The 15,865-nt window shown below is 71.8% G+C and carries 17 protein-coding genes and 2 pseudogenes; 18 read left to right on the top strand and 1 reads right to left on the bottom strand.

Translation table 11 applies throughout. The features are described 5' to 3' along the window. Positions 1-282 precede the first annotated feature (282 nt). Positions 283-1,926, bottom strand: coding sequence for a M28 family peptidase (locus OXR60_RS18905; protein WP_267397560.1), 1,644 nt, complete (start codon positions 1,924-1,926; stop codon positions 283-285). Between the two features lie 147 nt (positions 1,927-2,073). Between OXR60_RS18905 and dapF the strand changes: the two genes are divergently transcribed. From dapF to OXR60_RS18810, 18 genes and pseudogenes are all read left to right on the top strand, one after another. Continuing rightward, entirely contained in the window at positions 2,074-3,033 is a 960-nt protein-coding gene (gene dapF / locus OXR60_RS18900; RefSeq protein ID WP_267397558.1) for a diaminopimelate epimerase, read from the top strand. Positions 3,034-3,262: 229 nt separating this feature from the next. After that, positions 3,263-3,457 carry a hypothetical protein gene (locus tag OXR60_RS18895; RefSeq protein WP_267397557.1) on the top strand — a complete coding sequence of 65 codons (195 nt, stop codon included), beginning with the start codon at positions 3,263-3,265 and terminating at the stop codon, positions 3,455-3,457. 111 nt (positions 3,458-3,568) lie between these two features. Continuing rightward, on the top strand, positions 3,569-3,844 hold the full coding sequence (locus tag OXR60_RS18890) for a hypothetical protein (RefSeq protein ID WP_267397556.1): 276 nt from the start codon (positions 3,569-3,571) through the stop codon (positions 3,842-3,844). A gap of 84 nt (positions 3,845-3,928) precedes the next feature. Next, positions 3,929-4,627, top strand: coding sequence for a PAS domain-containing protein (locus OXR60_RS18885; RefSeq protein WP_267397554.1), 699 nt, complete (start codon positions 3,929-3,931; stop codon positions 4,625-4,627). Between the two features lie 173 nt (positions 4,628-4,800). Beyond that, positions 4,801-6,063: a terminase family protein gene (locus OXR60_RS18880; RefSeq protein ID WP_267397564.1), complete on the top strand. Its 1,263-nt coding sequence runs from the start codon at positions 4,801-4,803 to the stop codon at positions 6,061-6,063. Between the two features lie 160 nt (positions 6,064-6,223). Continuing rightward, positions 6,224-7,323, top strand: a pseudogene (locus OXR60_RS18875) (phage portal protein). After that, a complete protein-coding gene (locus OXR60_RS18870; protein ID WP_267397553.1) occupies positions 7,320-7,637 on the top strand; it encodes a DUF6127 family protein in 318 nt (105 codons plus the stop codon). Before OXR60_RS18875 ends, OXR60_RS18870 begins: the two are co-directional and overlap by 4 nt. Continuing rightward, complete coding sequence (locus OXR60_RS18865) at positions 7,634-7,996, top strand: HK97 family phage prohead protease (protein WP_267397562.1); 363 nt, start codon at positions 7,634-7,636, stop codon at positions 7,994-7,996. Before OXR60_RS18870 ends, OXR60_RS18865 begins: the two co-directional genes overlap by 4 nt. 50 nt (positions 7,997-8,046) lie before the next feature. Next, a complete protein-coding gene (locus tag OXR60_RS18860) occupies positions 8,047-9,060 on the top strand; it encodes a phage major capsid protein (RefSeq protein WP_267397551.1) in 1,014 nt (337 codons plus the stop codon). A gap of 79 nt (positions 9,061-9,139) precedes the next feature. Beyond that, a complete protein-coding gene (locus OXR60_RS18855; RefSeq protein WP_267397550.1) occupies positions 9,140-9,703 on the top strand; it encodes a hypothetical protein in 564 nt (187 codons plus the stop codon). Next, positions 9,700-10,092 carry a hypothetical protein gene (locus tag OXR60_RS18850; protein WP_267397549.1) on the top strand — a complete coding sequence of 131 codons (393 nt, stop codon included), beginning with the start codon at positions 9,700-9,702 and terminating at the stop codon, positions 10,090-10,092. Before OXR60_RS18855 ends, OXR60_RS18850 begins: the two co-directional genes overlap by 4 nt. Before the next feature lie 13 nt (positions 10,093-10,105). Beyond that, a complete protein-coding gene (locus OXR60_RS18845; RefSeq protein ID WP_267397548.1) occupies positions 10,106-10,513 on the top strand; it encodes a phage major tail protein, TP901-1 family in 408 nt (135 codons plus the stop codon). Continuing rightward, complete coding sequence (locus OXR60_RS18840; RefSeq protein WP_267397547.1) at positions 10,510-10,821, top strand: gene transfer agent family protein; 312 nt, start codon at positions 10,510-10,512, stop codon at positions 10,819-10,821. The genes OXR60_RS18845 and OXR60_RS18840 overlap by 4 nt, the downstream gene beginning before the upstream one ends. Then, entirely contained in the window at positions 10,818-11,021 is a 204-nt protein-coding gene (locus tag OXR60_RS18835) for a phage tail assembly chaperone (RefSeq protein WP_267397545.1), read from the top strand. The genes OXR60_RS18840 and OXR60_RS18835 overlap by 4 nt, the downstream gene beginning before the upstream one ends. Continuing rightward, positions 11,014-11,562: a tail tape measure protein gene (locus tag OXR60_RS18830; protein WP_267397544.1), complete on the top strand. Its 549-nt coding sequence runs from the start codon at positions 11,014-11,016 to the stop codon at positions 11,560-11,562. Before OXR60_RS18835 ends, OXR60_RS18830 begins: the two co-directional genes overlap by 8 nt. A 34-nt stretch (positions 11,563-11,596) precedes the next feature. Further along, on the top strand, positions 11,597-13,879 hold the full coding sequence (locus OXR60_RS18825) for a DUF2460 domain-containing protein (protein ID WP_267397542.1): 2,283 nt from the start codon (positions 11,597-11,599) through the stop codon (positions 13,877-13,879). Further along, positions 13,876-14,694 carry a DUF2163 domain-containing protein gene (locus tag OXR60_RS18820; RefSeq protein ID WP_267397541.1) on the top strand — a complete coding sequence of 273 codons (819 nt, stop codon included), beginning with the start codon at positions 13,876-13,878 and terminating at the stop codon, positions 14,692-14,694. The genes OXR60_RS18825 and OXR60_RS18820 overlap by 4 nt, the downstream gene beginning before the upstream one ends. A 392-nt stretch (positions 14,695-15,086) precedes the next feature. Then, a pseudogene (locus OXR60_RS18810) lies at positions 15,087-15,865 on the top strand (hypothetical protein); the annotation flags it as partial.

Genomic DNA, 15,865 nt, shown 5'->3' with positions numbered 1-15,865 from the left:
GGGTCTCCCGCGGCTCCAGTCCCGCCCCAGTCCCCCATCGCCCGAGATCCCAGCGGACGCTGGGATCTCGGGCGATGGGGGACTGGGGCGGGACTGGAGCCGCGGGAGACCCCAGCGTTCGCTGGGGTGACGGCTGGGGGGCGTCCGTGCTTCTGGCGACGGCGCGGTGGGGGGGTGTGACGACGTGGGCGTGTGACATCGTGCCGGTGTGACAAGCTGTAAGGCGGCCGGCCCGATACGGCCGGGCGATCGCCCGCGTCACGCGCTCCGGGTGGCGTCGCGCTAGCGCGTGCCCCGCTGCGCTGCCGTCTCGGCGCGGATCGCCTTGAATTCGGAGCCCGGGTTCCAGGCCGGCCAGTCGGCGCCCGCGGCGAGCTCGGTGCCGATGCGGCGGATGAGATCGACGTCGGCGGCGGCGCCGCGCAGGTCCCAGTCGGGCGACCAGGCGTCGCAGGTCTGGTGGTAGCAGCGCATATAGGCCTCGAGCCAGGCCTGGCCGGCGGTGCGGCCGCCGGTGACGAGATCGGGGGCGCCGCTGATCCCCATCAGCAGCAGCGTCGGCACGCCGCGGCGGGCGAGCGAGAAATGGTCGGCGCGGTAGAACAGCCCGCGCTCGGGCAGCGCCTCGGGGGTGACGGTGCGGCCCTGGGCGCGCGCCGCCGCCGCCAGCCGGTCCTCCAGCGCATTCTGGCCGGCACCGACCAGCAGCACGTCGCGCGCGGGCCCGGCGGTCTGGAGGATGTCGAGGGTGAGGTTGGCGACGGTGGTGGCGACGGGGTAGATCGGGTGGGTGGCGTAGGTTTCGGAGCCGAGCAGGCCGCGCTCCTCGCCGGTCCACAGCGCGAACACCTGGGTGCGGGCGGGCCGCGGCGCGCGGGCGGCGGCGCGTGCGATCGCGAGCACGCCGGCGGTGCCGAGCGCATCGTCATTGGCGCCGGGGCGAATGCGGCGGCCATCGGCATCGGGCTTGCCCTCGCCATAGGCGTCCCAATGGGCGCCATACATCACCACCTCGTCGGGGCGGGTGCGGCCGACGAGCTTGGCCAGGACGTTGCGGCTCTCGGCGCGGGTCACTGCGACCGGGAAGTCGGCGTCGAGACCGCTGCCGGTGAGGGCGACCGGGCGGAAATCGGCGCGGCGCGCGGCGCGGCGCAGCTGCGCGAGATCGAGCCCGGACGCGGCGAACAGGCGGGTGGCGGCATCGCCCTCGATCCAGCCCTGCAGCATCAGCCGCGGCGCCGGCGGGGTGGCGACGTCGTAATTCTCGCCGCCGGGGGCGGTGACGGTCGGCCAGCCATAGCCGGCGCCGGCGGTGTCGTGGACGATCAGCGCACCGACCGCGCCGCGGCGGGCGGCTTCCTCGAACTTGTAGGTCCAGCGGCCGTAATAGGTCATGCGCCGGCCGCCGAACCGGCCGCTGGCGTCGTCGCCCGGCGCGGCCTCGAAATCGGGATCGTTGACCAGGAACACCGCGACCTTGCCCTTGAGGTCGACGCCCTTGACATCGTCCCACTGGCGCTCGGGCGCGGTGACGCCATAGCCGACGAACACCAGCGGCGCGTGGGCGATGGTGGCGCGGGCGAGCGGGCGGACGGTGGAGAGATAGACCTCGCGGCCCATCGTCCAGGCGGTGCCGTTGGCCGAGACGGTGCCGGCGCCGAGCTGGGTGCGGACCAGCGGCACGGCCTGCGTCCAGCTGCCGTTCGCGCCGCCGGGCTGGAGCCCCGCCGCCTTGAACTGCGCGACCAGCCACTCGACCGTCTTTGCTTCGCCCGGGGTGCCCGGCGCGCGGCCGCCGAACGCGTCGGATGCGAGCACCTTCACATCGACGGACAGCGCCGCGGGCGACACCGGATCGGCGGGCGCGGCGGCGGCGGCGAGCGGCAGGGCGGCGAGAGCGAACGCGAGGGCGGCGGAACGGTGCATCGGCGAAGGCTCTCCCGGGGAAAGCCGATCCTTATCGGGCATGATCGGGCAAGGCGAGTGGGTGCGGATCATGCCGTGCGATCGGCGGGGGTGCATGGCGGCGCGGCGCGGTGTAGACCCGGGGTGCAGACGGGAAAAGGATGGGTCGTGCGGTTCGCGTTCGTGAAATGCCATGGGTCGGGCAACGATTTCCCGCTGATCGATGCGCGGGGGATGACGCTCGACGAGCAGCAATGGGCGACGGTGGCGCGCGCGCTTGCCGATCGGCGCGGGCCGGTGGGGGGCGATGGCCTGCTGCTGCTGCGCGACGGCGACGCGGACCATCGCTTTGCGATGACGATGCTCAACTCGGACGGGTCGGAGGCGGAGACCTGCCTCAACGGGCTGCGCTGCGTCGCGCGGCTGGGATTCGAGGCGCTCGGCCTCGACGAGGCGACCGTCCGGCTGAAGACGTCGAGCGCGTGGGTGGGACGCGACCGCGATGTCGCGCCGGAGGTCTATACCGTGCGCGAGATCGCGGGGCCGGCGGGGCTGGACGTTGCCGCCTGGCCGATCGGCGCGGAAGGCAGCGGCGGCGCGGCGCGGCTGATCGGATCGGTGATCCCGCCGCTGCCGACGAGCCGGACCTTCACCGCGGTGGCGATGCCCAACCCGCATCTGGTGAGCTTCGTCGACGCGGTGGACGAGGCCGAGCTCAGCCGGGTGGGCGAAGCCTGCGAGGCGGCACCGGCGTGGCTGCCCAACCGCGCCAACGTCTCGTTCGCGGTGCCGCGCGGCGGCGACCTGTTTGTGCGCACCTTCGAGCGCGGGGTGGGGCTGACCGACAGCTGCGGCAGCGCGATGGCGGCGTCGAGCTATGCCGCCTGCCTAACCGGACGGCTGGCCTATGACACGCCGATTACCGTGTTCAACAAGGGCGGGCTGGTGCGCGCGAGCGTGAGCGAGGCGGCGATGGTCAGCCTGTCGGGCAACGCCACCTGGGAGTGGGAGGGCAGCGTCGAGGTGGACCTCGCCAGCGGCCGCGCGGGCGATCTCGCTATCGCGCGCCACCATGATGCGGAGATCGCCGCCTGGTCTGCCGTGGCCGAGGCGGCCGCGGCCGGCTGAGCATTGCCGCGGCGGCTGCGGCGATCAGCCATCCGCTTGCGACGAGCCGCGTGATCCGGTGTGAACCGCGCGGCGAATAGTGCGTTTCAGCCATTCGGGTGGGGAGATCCGTGCGTATTGATGCGGGGCAAGGCATCGGCAGGCACTGTCATCTACCGTGCACATCCACAGGGCAGAGGCGTCTGCGGCCAGAGTCGGTCGCAGATTTTAGAGGCATGACGAGCGTACCATGCGTACCGACGACATCTATTATTACGAGCGGGCCGAGACGGAATTGGAGCTGGCCCAGCGCGCGACCCACCCTTCGGCGGTGCGGGCGCATTACATCATCGCCAATCACTATCTCGATCGCTGCTATGGCAGCGCCGATGGCGACGACGGTGACCATGATCAGCCGGCAGCAGCCGTGGCGGAGCCAGGCTGAGGCATTGACCCACCCGGCGGGAGCCTTTGATCAGCGGCAGTGAACCTCGCCCCGCCCCGTACGTTGAGACACCTTCCAAGACAGGTGATCGCGCGGACGGGAGGCTGGTGGGTGGAAGAGAAGGTAGAGGCTGAACTCGAACATCGCCAAAGCGGAACCCTGTACACCGTGGGGCGCGCGCTGCGCGCGACCTATGATGCCGAGAACCATCACACGCTCGGGCGCGACGTCACCGGCTTGATGCTCGATCTGGCGCGGGTTCCGACCGACGCGCCAACACCGCCCCCAGCCGCCGTCGCAGCACCCCCGCCACCGCGCCGCGGCCTGTTTGACTGGGTCCGGTCATGGCGTGCGCGACCAGTGCCGCCAGCCACCAGGGCTGATTGATCCAGGTGGTACACAACGGTTGACCTTGGCGGACGATCAACTAAAAACCGCGCCTTTCCCAAATGTTACCTTCTCGAAGGCGCGATGACCTCCTTTTCCCGGCCGATTGCGCAGTGCATCAGCGACGCAGACCAACGCTTTCTTTCGGTCGATCAGCGTTATGCCGACCTGCTGATGGATGCGCCGGCCGCGTTGATCGGTCGCCATCCGCTGGAATTCACCCATCCCGACGATCGCAGCGTCAACGCCGCATTGCTCGACCGGGTCTGCCACGACGGCACGCCATTCTCGATCACCAAGCGCTATGTGCGGCGCGACGGATCGATCCAATGGGTCAACAACCATATCTCGCGGCTGAGCGAGGGCGGGATCAACCGCCTGATCGCCACCTGCCGGCCGCTCGACCAGCCCGCGGGACAGTCCAGCGTCGAGCGCCACTGGCGCGTCGCCAAGCTGCTGATCCAGGGGTTCATTGCCGGCAAGGCGGAGTTCGGCGGCAGCCTGATCACCAGCCCGCCGGCGGAGTTGCTGCTGCTGCTCTATACGGCGGAGATGGAAGGCCGCTGCGAGACGATGGAAACGGCGGCGGCGCATATGGCGCTGCCGCCGCCGCTCGCCGGCCGCTGGGTGGATGCCATGGTCCATGCCGGGCTGGTCGAGACGGAATTGTCCAAGCTTGGCGATGGCCCGACGGCGCTGCGGCTGACCCCACGTGCGCTGCCGGCGATCGAGCGTATCATGACAGGGTTGGCAAGCGCTGCCGACGCGGATCGCGACGACTGAGGCAGGTTGCTAGCGCTTGAGCCCCGGGCGCTGGATCGGGCATTGCTTGCCGCGCAGCGCATGCGCCTCGCCGGCCGCTCGTTCGTCGCGATAGGCCTGCAGCAACTTCACGGCCATGGCGCGTGAGGCCTGATCCGTTGGCGGTGGTTGATCGATCATGAGGTCGGCGCTGGCTGATCGGCCAGCTGAGCCCGGCGCACAAGCGTGAGCTGTTGCAACGCTGGGTGGGAGGCTGGGCGCAGCCGGGGCAGACCCCGCCCGAGGGCGCGTGGCGGATCTGGTTGATCCGGGCCGGGCGCGGTTTCGGCAAGACGCGCGCGGGCGCCGAATGGGTCAACCAGATCGCCCGCCGCGGCGACGCGCAGATCGCGCTGGTCGGCGCCACTGCGCGCGACGTCCAGCAGGTGATGATCGAGGGGCCGAGCGGCGTGGTGGCAGTGGCACCGATCGGCCATGTGCCGCGGTTCGTCGCCTCGACCGGCGAGGTGACCTGGCCGAGCGGCGCGCGCGCCTTCGTCTATGCCGCGGAAACGCCCGACAAATTGCGCGGGCCCGAGCATGACGCCGCCTGGTGCGACGAGCTCGCCAAGTGGCGGCGCGGCGAGGCGACCTGGGACAATCTGATGATGGGAATGCGGCGCGGCAGCGATCCCCGGGTGATCGTGACCACAACGCCGCGGCCGACCGCGCTGATGAAGCGCGTGATGGCCGCGAACGGCGTGGTCGAGACGCGCGGGCGGACGCGCGACAATGCCTATCTGGCGGCGGCGTTCGTCGACCACGTCGAGCAGACGTACGGCGGCACCCCGCTCGGCCGGCAGGAGCTGGACGGCGAGCTGATCGAGGATGTGGAGGGTGCCTTGTGGACGCGGGCGATGATCGCACAGGCCCTGGCGGCGCCGGTGTCGGCGGCGGCGGTGAAGCGGGTGGTGGTCGGCGTCGATCCGCCGGCGGGCACCGCCGACGGGCGTGGCGGCGATGCCTGCGGGATCGTCGCGGTGGTGCTGACTGTCGATGGCAGCGCGCGGGTGGTGGAGGATGCCAGCGTGGCCGGCCTGTCGCCCGACGGCTGGGCCCATGCGGTGGCGGAATGCGCGGCGCGGCATGGCGCCGATCGGGTGGTGGCCGAAGCGAACCAGGGCGGCGAGATGGTCAGGTCCGTGCTGCTCGCGGCAGACGTCACCTTGCCGGTGAAGCTGGTGCGGGCGACGCACGGCAAGGTGGCGCGGGCGGAGCCGGTGGCCGCCTTGTACGAGCGCGGGCTGGTCAGCCATGCCCGGCCGTTCCCGCAGCTCGAGGACGAATTGTGCGGGCTGATGGCCGGCGGCGGCTATGAGGGCCCCGCGCGATCGCCCGACCGTGCCGATGCCCTGGTGTGGGCGGTGACGGAATTGCTGCTGCGGCGGCAGCCGAAGGTGGCGGTGCATAACCTGTAGCGGCGGGCGCGTGGGGCGCCTGGCAGGCCAACTGGCGGGCCGGTAGCGCCATCGCTTGAGATCCCAGCTGTCACTGGGATGACGGATCTGGCTGCGATGACGGGTCTGGCTGGGATGACGGCACGGGCGCAGGATTCTTTTTCAGGAGCTTCGGGATGAAATGGTTCGGCCGGCATTGTCGCGCGCGGGCACTGCCGCGGCGTGGGGCGGGGAATGGCCGCGTTCCTACGAGGCGCAGGTGCGCGAGGGGTTCGTCGGCAACGTTGTCGCGCAGCGGGCGGTGAAGCTGGTCGCCGAGAGCGTGGCGGATGCGCCGCTGGCCGCGAGCGATCCGGTGCTGGCGACGATGGTGGCGGCGCGCAGCGGCGGCCAGCCGCTGCTGGAGACGGTGGCGGCGCAACTGCTGCTGCACGGCAATGCCTATGTGCAGGTGCTGCGCGACGCCGAGGGCGCCGCGGTTGACCTCTATGCGCTGCGTCCGGAGCGGGTGAGCGTGGAGGTGGACGCAGGCGGCTGGCCGGCGGCCTATCGTTATGCAGTGGGCGAGCGGGTGACGCGGCTTGCCGCCGACCCGGTGCGGCCGCAGCTCATCCACTTGCGCAGCTTCAACCCGGTCGACGATCATTACGGGTTGGGCTGCCTGGGCGCGGCGGCGGGCGCGGTGGCGATCCACAATGCCGCGACGCGCTGGAACAAGGCGCTGCTCGACAATGCGGCGCGGCCGTCGGGGGCGCTGGTCTACGAGCCGGGCGACGGCTCGGCGCTGGGCGCCGAACAGTTCGACCGGCTGAAGGCGGAGATGGAGGCGGGGTTCGCCGGCGCCGGCAACGCTGGGCGGCCGATGCTGCTCGAGGGCGGGCTGCGCTGGCAACCACTGTCGCTGAGCCCCGCCGAGATGGATTTTGTCGGGCTGAAGACGGCGGCGGCGCGCGAGATCGCGCTCGCCTTCGGGGTGCCGCCGATGCTGCTCGGGCTGCCGGGTGACGCGACCTACGCCAATTACCGCGAAGCCAATCGCGCATTGTGCGGCTAACGGTGCTGCCGCTCGCCGGCACGATCCTCGCCGGGATAGCCCAGGGGCTGTCGGGCTGGTTCGCCGACGCGCGCCTGGCGGTGGCGCTCGATGCGGTGCCGGCGCTGGCGGAGGATCGCGAGCGGCTGTGGAGCTCGGTAAGCGCGGCGGACTTCCTCACGCCCACCGAGAAGCGCGCGATGCTGGGGATCGGCGGCAACGATCACGACAAGGCGGTGACGTCATGAGCGGCGAGGTGCTGGCGCAGCTGATGGCGCAATTGCTGCACGAGGGAACGCGGGGCAGCCCCGATCTGGTGACGCTGCGCGCGCTGGTGGAGGAGGCGGGGCAACTCGGCGCAAGCCGGGCGCTGACCCGGCTGGGGCTCGACGACGAGCGCGCCGAGCGCGACGTGGCCGAATTGCGCGAGCTGCTCGCCGCGTGGCGCGATGCCAAGCGATCGGCGTGGAAGGCCGCGCTCGGCTGGGTGATGCGGGTGGTGGGCGCGGTGCTGCTCGCGGGGCTGGCGGTGAAGCTGGGGTTCGGCGCGTGGCTGAAGTGAGGTTCGCCGGCTACGCCGCGGTGTTCGACCGGGTCGACCGGGCGGGTGACGTGATGCGCGCCGGCGCGTTTGCCGGCGCCGGCACGGTGCCGCTGCTGTGGCAGCATCGCGGGCGCCCGGTCGGCACGATCGAGGTGCTCGGCGAGGATGCGCGCGGGCTGCGGGTGAGCGGTACGATCGCCGAGCCGCGGCTGGCGGCGCTGGTGCGCGGCGGCGCGGTGGCCGGGCTGTCGGTGGGCTATCGCCCGCGGACAGTGCGCCAGGGCGCGCGGCGCGAGCTCATGTCGCTCGAGCTGGTCGAGGTGAGCCTGGTGGCGGTGCCGATGCAGCCGCTGGCGCGGGTGGACCAGGTGGGCTGACGCGGCGCCACCGCAGGACACATTCGGGTTTTCAACAACGGAGGGTGACGATGGACACGACGGTCGAGCGGCCGGCGCTGGATGGCGCGCGGGTAATCGAGCATGACGCGGGGGGCGCCGCGTTCGACGGCTTCCTGCGCAGCGGCGCGACGGTGGAGATGAAGGCGTTCACCGGGGTGACCGGCGATGCCGGCGGCTTTGCGGTGCCGCGCGAGATCGATGCGACGATCGATCGGCTGCTGATTGCGGCCTCGCCGATCCGGGGGATCGCCAACGTCGTCAAGGTCGGGTCGGCGGGCTATCGCAAGCTCGTCACCAGCGGCGGTACCCCGTCGGGCTGGGCGGCCGAGACGGCGGCGCGGCCGGAAACGGCGACACCGGTGTTCGCCGAGATCGCGCCACCGATGGGCGAGCTCTACGCCAATCCGAGCGCGAGCCAGGCGATGCTCGACGATGCGGCGTTCGATGTCGAGGCATGGCTGGCGGGCGAGATCGCGGCGGAGTTCGCGCGCGCCGAAGGGGCGGCGTTCGTCAACGGCTCGGGGGTCAACCGGCCCAAGGGCTTCCTCCAGGCGCCGACCGGCACCGCGGGCGATGCGACCCGGGCGTTCGGCACGCTGCAATATCTCGCCAGCGGCGCGGCGGGGGATTTCGCCGCCAACCCGCAGGAGCGGCTGATCGATCTCGTCCAGGCGCTGCGCGCGCCCTATCGGCAGGGGGCGTGCTTCGTGATGAATGCGGCGACGCTGGCGCGGATCCGCAAGTTCAAGACCAGCGACGGCGCGTTCGTCTGGCAGCCGAGCCTCAGCGCCGGGCAGCCCGCGACGCTGCTCGGCTATCCGGTGGTGGAGGCCGAGGACATGCCGGACGTCGCCGCCAATGCGCTCGCGATCGCGTTCGGCAATTTCCGCGCCGGCTATCTGATCGCCGAGCGCAGCGAGACCGCGATCCTCCGGGATCCCTATTCGAACAAGCCGTTCGTCAATTTCTACGCGACCAAGCGGATCGGCGGCTGCGTCACCAATGCGGAGGCGATCAAGCTGATGAAGTTCGCTGCGGCCTGACGGCCTGCGCGACGGCGACGTCCGGGGATGGGGCACCCCGGGCGTCGCCACCTGACGGAATCATGTGGGGGACAGGATGATGAGCGGATCGGCGGTGCCGGCCGAGGCGATCGCAGGCGCGATCGCGGCGGCGCAGGGCTATCTTCGGCTGGAGGCGGGCCAGGAGACGGGGCAGGAGGCGGCGCTGCTCGAGACGCTGGCGCGCGCTGCGCTCGATCTTGCCGAATCGTTCTGCGGCCAGGCGCTGATCGCGCGCGGGTTCGAGGATGTGCTGGCGGTGGCGCCGGGCTGGCAGCGGCTGCGGCAGGCGCCGGTGGCGCGGATCGCGGGGGTGACGGGCTTGCGGGCGGCCGGCGCACCGTTCGTGATGGCGACGCCGGATTATGCGCTCGACATCGACGCCGATGGCATTGGCTGGGTGCGGGTGATCGCAGCGGGCGACGCCACTCAGGTAGCGGTGAGCTACACCGCGGGCGTGGCGGCGGATTGGGCGACACTGCCCGCGGCGGTGGCGCAGGTGCTGCTGCTGCTGATCGCGCATCTGTTCGAGCATCGCGAAGGCGATTCCGCGCCGCCGACTGCCGTTGCAGCGCTGTGGCGGCCGTATCGGCGGCTGCGGCTCGGGCGGAGCGTGCCGGTATGAGCGCGCGCGAGGCACTGCAGGCGGCGCTGGTCGCCCACCTCAAGGCGGCAGCGCCGACGGCTGTCTATGACGCGCCGCCGGTGCGCGGCGGCTTGCCCTATCTGCTGGTCGACGAGCCGGTGCTGGCGGCGAACGATGCGGCGGGGCTGCTCGGCCGGTTCGGCACGGTGAGCGTGCAGGGCCGGGACGCCGGCGAGCGGCCGGCGCGGCTGCGGCTGCTGGTCGGGCTGGTCGAGGATGTGGTGGAGGCGCTGCCGGCGGATCTCGGCGCGGGCGGGTGGCGGCTCGGCGGACTGCGGCTGACGCGGAGCCGCATCGCGCGCGCCAAGAACAACGAATGGTGGGCGATGAGCGAGTTCGCGGTGCAGGTCTATCGCGCCGACAGCTGACGGGGAGAGGGTGATGGCAGTGGAACGGGGGAGCGCCTTCCTGCTCAAGGTGGGCGATGGCGCGGCGGTGCCGGCGTTTGCGACGGTGGCGGGGCTGAGAACCACGCAATTGTCGGTGAACGGCGAGGCGGTGGTGGTGACCAGCAAGGATTCGGGTGGGTGGCGGCAGTTGCTGTCGGGCGCCGGCGTGCGCAGCGTCAGCGTCTCGGGCGCGGGCGTGTTCACCGGTTCGGCGGCCGAGGCGCGGATCAAAACCAGCGCCTTGTCCGGGTCCCTCGACGATTACCGGCTGAGCTTCGAGAGCGGCGATGCGATGACCGGGCGGTTCTTGGTGACGCGGCTCGATTACGCCGGTGATTTCAACGGCGAGCGATCCTACACGCTGACGCTGGAAAGCTCCGGGCCGGTGGTGGCGTCGTGACCGCGGCGAACCCGCTGCGCGGCGAGGCGGCGCTGCGCGTCAACGGCGTCGAGCTGGTGCTGCGGCCCTCGTTCCAGGCGCTGGCGACGGCCGAGGCGGATCTCGGCCCGCTGTTCGCGCTGGTCGAGCCGGCGGCGGAGGGCAGATTGTCGCTCGCCGAGATGGTCGGGCTGTTCTGGCATTGCCTCGAGGCGCGCCCCGAGGCGGTGACGCGCGAGGCGCTTGGCGAGGCGGTGATGGCGCTTGGGTTGAGCCAGGCGATGCCGGTGCTGAGGATCTTGCTGCGGCAAATCCTCGCCGGGCGATGAGCGAGGCATTCGGCGCGTCGGCGCTGCGACTCGCCGGGATGGCGGGGGCGACGCTGGGGTGGACGCCCGACGTGTTCTGGCGGGCGACGCCGGCCGAGCTCGCCGCGGTGGTGACAGCGCTGACAGGCGAGGCGGGCGGCGGGGCGCCGCCCGATGCGGCGTTGCTGGCACGGCTGAAGGAGGCGTTTCCCGATGGATGAGGATGGCGAGGTGACGGTCGGCGTGCGCGCCGACACGATTGGCTTCGCGCGGCAGGTGGCGGCGATGCGCGGCGAACTCGAGGACGTGCTCGGCGCCGGCGCCGATCGCGCCGGGCGGATGATCGAGGCATCGCTGCTGCGCGCGGTGCGCACCGGCAAGCTCGGGTTCGAGGATCTGAAGGCGGTGGCGCTTGCCGCCATGGCCGAGATCGCGCGTTTGGCGCTGTCGGCGGGATTGCAGTCGGTAACCGGCGGCGGATCGGCTCAGGGGGTGAGCGGGCTGCTCGGCACGCTGCTCGGGCTGCCGGGGCGGGCAACCGGTGGGCCGGTGGCGCCGGGCCGCGCCTATGTGGTGGGGGAGCGCGGGCCCGAACTGTTCGTGCCCACCGCCGCCGGCCGGGTCGAGACGCCGACTGCCGCCGCGACCCGCGACGTGCAGGTGGCGATCACGGTGAACGCCGCCGCGGGGACGGCACCCGCCGCGCTGCAACAGTCGACCCGTCAGGTGGCGCGGGCGGTGAAGGCGGCGCTGGAAGGCTGAGCGGCAACCTGTCGCGCAACGAGGAGGGCGGACCATGGCCTATTGGTTGTGCAACGAACGCACCGTGCAGGCCGAAGGCGTGATCACGCGGTTCGACCCGCGCTTCTGGACGGTCAATTTCCCGCGGCCGATGATGGCGAGCGTGATTTCCACCGCCGCCGATGCGCTGCGAGTGGATGCGGTGTTCTACAAGCGCGACGATCTCGCCGGGCTGATCTGGGCGGCGGAGGATCTGATCGACCATCCGCTGCTGCGCTACGAGACGGCGCGCGATTTCCGCGGCTGCCGGCTGCGGTTCCACTGGCGATCGGCGGGGGTCGTCGCGCTGAATGCGATCAACGGCCCGACGCTGACGATCGAGGGGCGGGACGCCGCGGGGCAGCCGCGATCCTGGTATGTGCGGCTGTGGAATTATGCGGTCGGCACGCCGCACGATGCACTGGTGTCGCTCGATTTCGCCGCGCTCGATGGCGGCTTCATGCTGCCGGGCGAGGCCGATCCGGTGTGGGCGGGGGACGTCGACCGCCTGTTCGTGTCGCTGGTGCCGGCGGGCTATGACGGCGTCGATGCGCCGCTGGCGGCGGCGCAGGATGCCTGGCTGGAGGTGACGGCGCTGGAATGCGAAGGGCCGGGCGCGGTGCTGGCGATCGGCGAAGCGATCGTGCCCGAGCACGGCGTCAGCATCGCCAGCGGTTATGACGACAGCTACAATCTGACCCCGGCGCGGCTGCTGCGCAACGCGCTCCACCTCGGCTATCGCGGCGCGATCACCCATTATGTCGGGATGAGCCATTACTTCCGGCTCGAGGCGCAGGCGGGCGGTTTCTATGTGAGCCTGGCAGGCGGCGTGCTCAACACCGCCTGCGCGGCATGGCACCGCGATCTTGCTGCCCAGGCCAAGATACTCGGCTATGAGCTGATCTGGTCGCTCAGCTATGAGCTGTTCGACGCGCACTGCTGGAACGACTGGAAGCAGCGTGCCGCCGACGGCTCGCCGGCGCTGACCGGCTGGGCACCGCCCTCGACGCTGCTGTCGCCGGCGCATGACGGCGCGATGGCCTATCTGCGCGCCGTGGCCCAGGCGTTCATGGGGATTGCGATGGCGGCGGGGCTGGCGGCGAAGTTCCAGGTCGGCGAGCCATGGTGGTGGACGATGGCCGACGGGCGGCCGTGCCTGTACGATCCGGCCGCGGTCGCGGCGCTGACGCCGGCGGCGATCCCCAGCGTGCGCGCGCCTCTGGACCCGGCGCAGACCGCGACGCTCGATCGCGCGGGCGCGTGCCTCGCGGCATCGACGATCGCGCTCGCGGCGGCGGCCAAGGCGGTCGCACCCGGGTGCGAGACGTATCTGCTGACCTATCTGCCGACGGTGCTCGATCGTGCCGCGCCCGAGCTGAAGCGCGCCAACATGCCGCTCGGCTGGGCGTCGCCGGCGTTCGATGTGCTCCAGCTCGAGGATTATGACTGGGTGACGGCGGGCGACGTGGCCGGCACCGCACGCGGGGTCGCGGCCGCCGAGGCGCGGCTGGACTATCCGCCGGGGCGGCAGAATTACCTGTCCGGCTTCGTGCTGCGTCCCGACCAGGCGCGGCAGTGGCGCGCGATCGAGGCGGCGGCACTCGCGGCGCGGGCACGGGGCGTGGCGAGGACGTTCCTGTGGGCGCTGCCGCAGGTGATGCGCGACGGCTTCGTCCACAGCGGCAGCCGGCCAAGCGGCGAGGGGGAGGATGAGGTGGATCCATTCGACGACGTGCTGTTCCCGCTGGCGCTGGGCCGCGAGACGGAGGTGGCGCCCAGCTTCTCCACCGCGATCCTGACTGCGGCCGGTGGCAGCGAGCAGCGCAACGCCGCCTGGGCTGAGGCGCGGACGAGCTATGACGTCGGGCCCGGCGTGCGCAGCGAGGCCGATATCGCCGCACTGCTCGACTTTTTCCGCGCGCGGCTGGGGCCGGCGCGTGGGTTTCGGCTGCGCGATCCCTTTGATCATGAGGGCGTGGGGCAGCTAATCGGGACCGGCGACGGGACCGAGCGCCGGTTCTCGCTGATCAAACATTATGGTGCGGCGGTGCGGCAGATCACGCGGCCGGTGGCGGCGAGTGTCGCCGTGGCGGTGGAAGGACTTGCGACGCAGGGTTTCGTGGTGGAGGCAGGGGGGCTGGTGGTGCTCGACGAGGCGCCGGCGATCGGCGCGGCGGTGACTGCGAGCTTCACCTTCGACGTGCCGGTGCGCTTCGCCGAGGATCGGCTGAGCGTGACGCGGGCGACCTTCCTCGCCGGCGCCGCCGCGGCCGTGCCGTTGATCGAGGTGCGGGAATGAGCGCGGCCGCTTTGATGGGGCCGACCTTGTCGACGATCGTCTTCTGCTGGCGGGTGGAGCGCCGCGACGGGGTGACGATCGGGCTGACCTCGCATGACCGCGACCTCGAGCTCGACGGGTTGCTGTATCGCGCGGCCCCGGGGATCACCCCGTCGGCGGTGGTGCGCAGCGACGGGCTGGAAGCGGACACGATGGATGTCAGCGGCGCGCTGGACAGTGCCGCGATCGGCGAGGCGGACCTGCTCGCCGGGCGCTGGGACGGCGCGCGGGTGGTGCTTGGCGCGGTCGACTGGACGAGCGGCGCCCGCGTCGCCGACCTTGGCGAGGGCCGGATCGGCGCGGTGGAAACCCGCGATGGCGGCTTCACCGCCGAACTCGCCGGGATCACCGCCGCGCTGGCGCGTCCGGTGGTGGAAGAGACCTCCGCCGAATGCCGCGCCTCGCTCGGCGACCGGCGCTGCCGGGTGGCGCTCGGCGGCCGGCGGCGGTTCGCCCGGGTAACGGCGGCGAACGATGCGGTGCTGACGACCGACACAGACGAGCCGGTGGCCGACGCCTATGGCGGCGGGCTGTTACGCTGGTTCGGCGGCGCCAATGGCGGGCTCGAGAGCGCGGTGGCGGTGTCGCAGGGGCGCACGATCACGTTGCGGGTGCCGCCGCGCTTCGCGGTGACGGGCGGGACGTTGGTCGAGCTGATCGAGGGATGCGACAAGAGCCTGGCGACCTGTGTCGGCCGGTTCGGCAATGCCGCCAACTTCCGGGGCGAGCCGTTCCTGCCGGGGATCGACCTGCTCACCCGCTATCCCGGTGGGTGAGGCGGGCGCGGCGGCAGCGCTGGCGGCGGTGGGCGCGCGATTTCGGCTGCATGGGCGCGATGTGGCGGGCGGGCTGGATTGTGTCGGCACGGCGGCGCTGGCGTTGCATGCCGATGGCTATGAGGGGGATGTGCCGCGCGGCTACGCGCTGCGCGGGGGCGATCCGGTGCGGGTGATGGCGTGGCTCGACGGGGTGCTGCGCCGGGTGTCCTCGGCCGGGATCGGCGATCTGATGCTGCTCGTCCCCGGGTCTGGGCAATTGCACATGGCCATCAGGACGGAGGACGGGCTGGTGCATGCCGATGCGGGGCTGCGCCGGGTGGTGGCGCGGCCTGGCGCGGTGCCATGGCCGCTGCTCGGCGCCTGGACAGTGAAATCGAGGGAGGTGCGCGATGGCGACGCTGGTGCTGACCGCGGTGGGTACGGCGATAGGCGGCCCGATCGGCGGCGCGATCGGCGCGCTGATCGGCCAGGGAGTCGACAACCGGCTGTTCCGGCCGGCGGCACGGCAAGGCCCGCGGCTGACCGAGCTGGCGGTGCAGACTTCGAGCTACGGCACGCAGATTCCGCAACTGTTCGGGACGATCCGGGTGGCGGGGACGGTGATCTGGGCGACCGATCTGGTGGAGCATCGTGACACCAGCAGCAGCGGCAAGGGACAGCCGAGCACCGTATCGTACAGTTACTCGGCGTCGTTTGCGGTGCTGCTGTCGGCGCGGCCGATCCGGGCGATCGGGCGGATCTGGGCGGAGGGCAAGCTGTTGCGCGGCGTGGCGGGAGATTGGAAGGCGAGCACGGGGTTCCGGCTTCACCTGGGCGATGAGGATCAGGCGGTCGATCCGCTGATCGCCTCGGCGGAGGGCGCGGCGCCGGCCCATCGCGGCTGTGCCTATGCGGTGTTCGAAGGGCTGGCGCTGGCGGATTACGGCAACCGCATTCCATCGCTGACCTTCGAGGTAGTGGCAGACGCGGGGGCAGTGAATTGCGGCGTCGTTGCTGCCGCGCTGGCGCCGGAGGTGGAGGCGGCGGTGGTGACGAACGTCGCGGGGTTCGCCGCTGCCGGCGAGACTGTCGGTGGCGTGCTCGAGGCGCTGGCGACGATCAGCGGCTGCTGGTGGGGCGCCGGTGCCGCCGGAAGCGGACTGGCGATGCGCGACCGGACGAGTGACGT

It is taken from the genome of Sphingomonas sp. GC_Shp_5 (assembly GCF_026540855.1).
Lineage (GTDB): Bacteria > Pseudomonadota > Alphaproteobacteria > Sphingomonadales > Sphingomonadaceae > Sphingomonas.
This window is presented reverse-complemented; position numbering and strand designations above follow the sequence as displayed.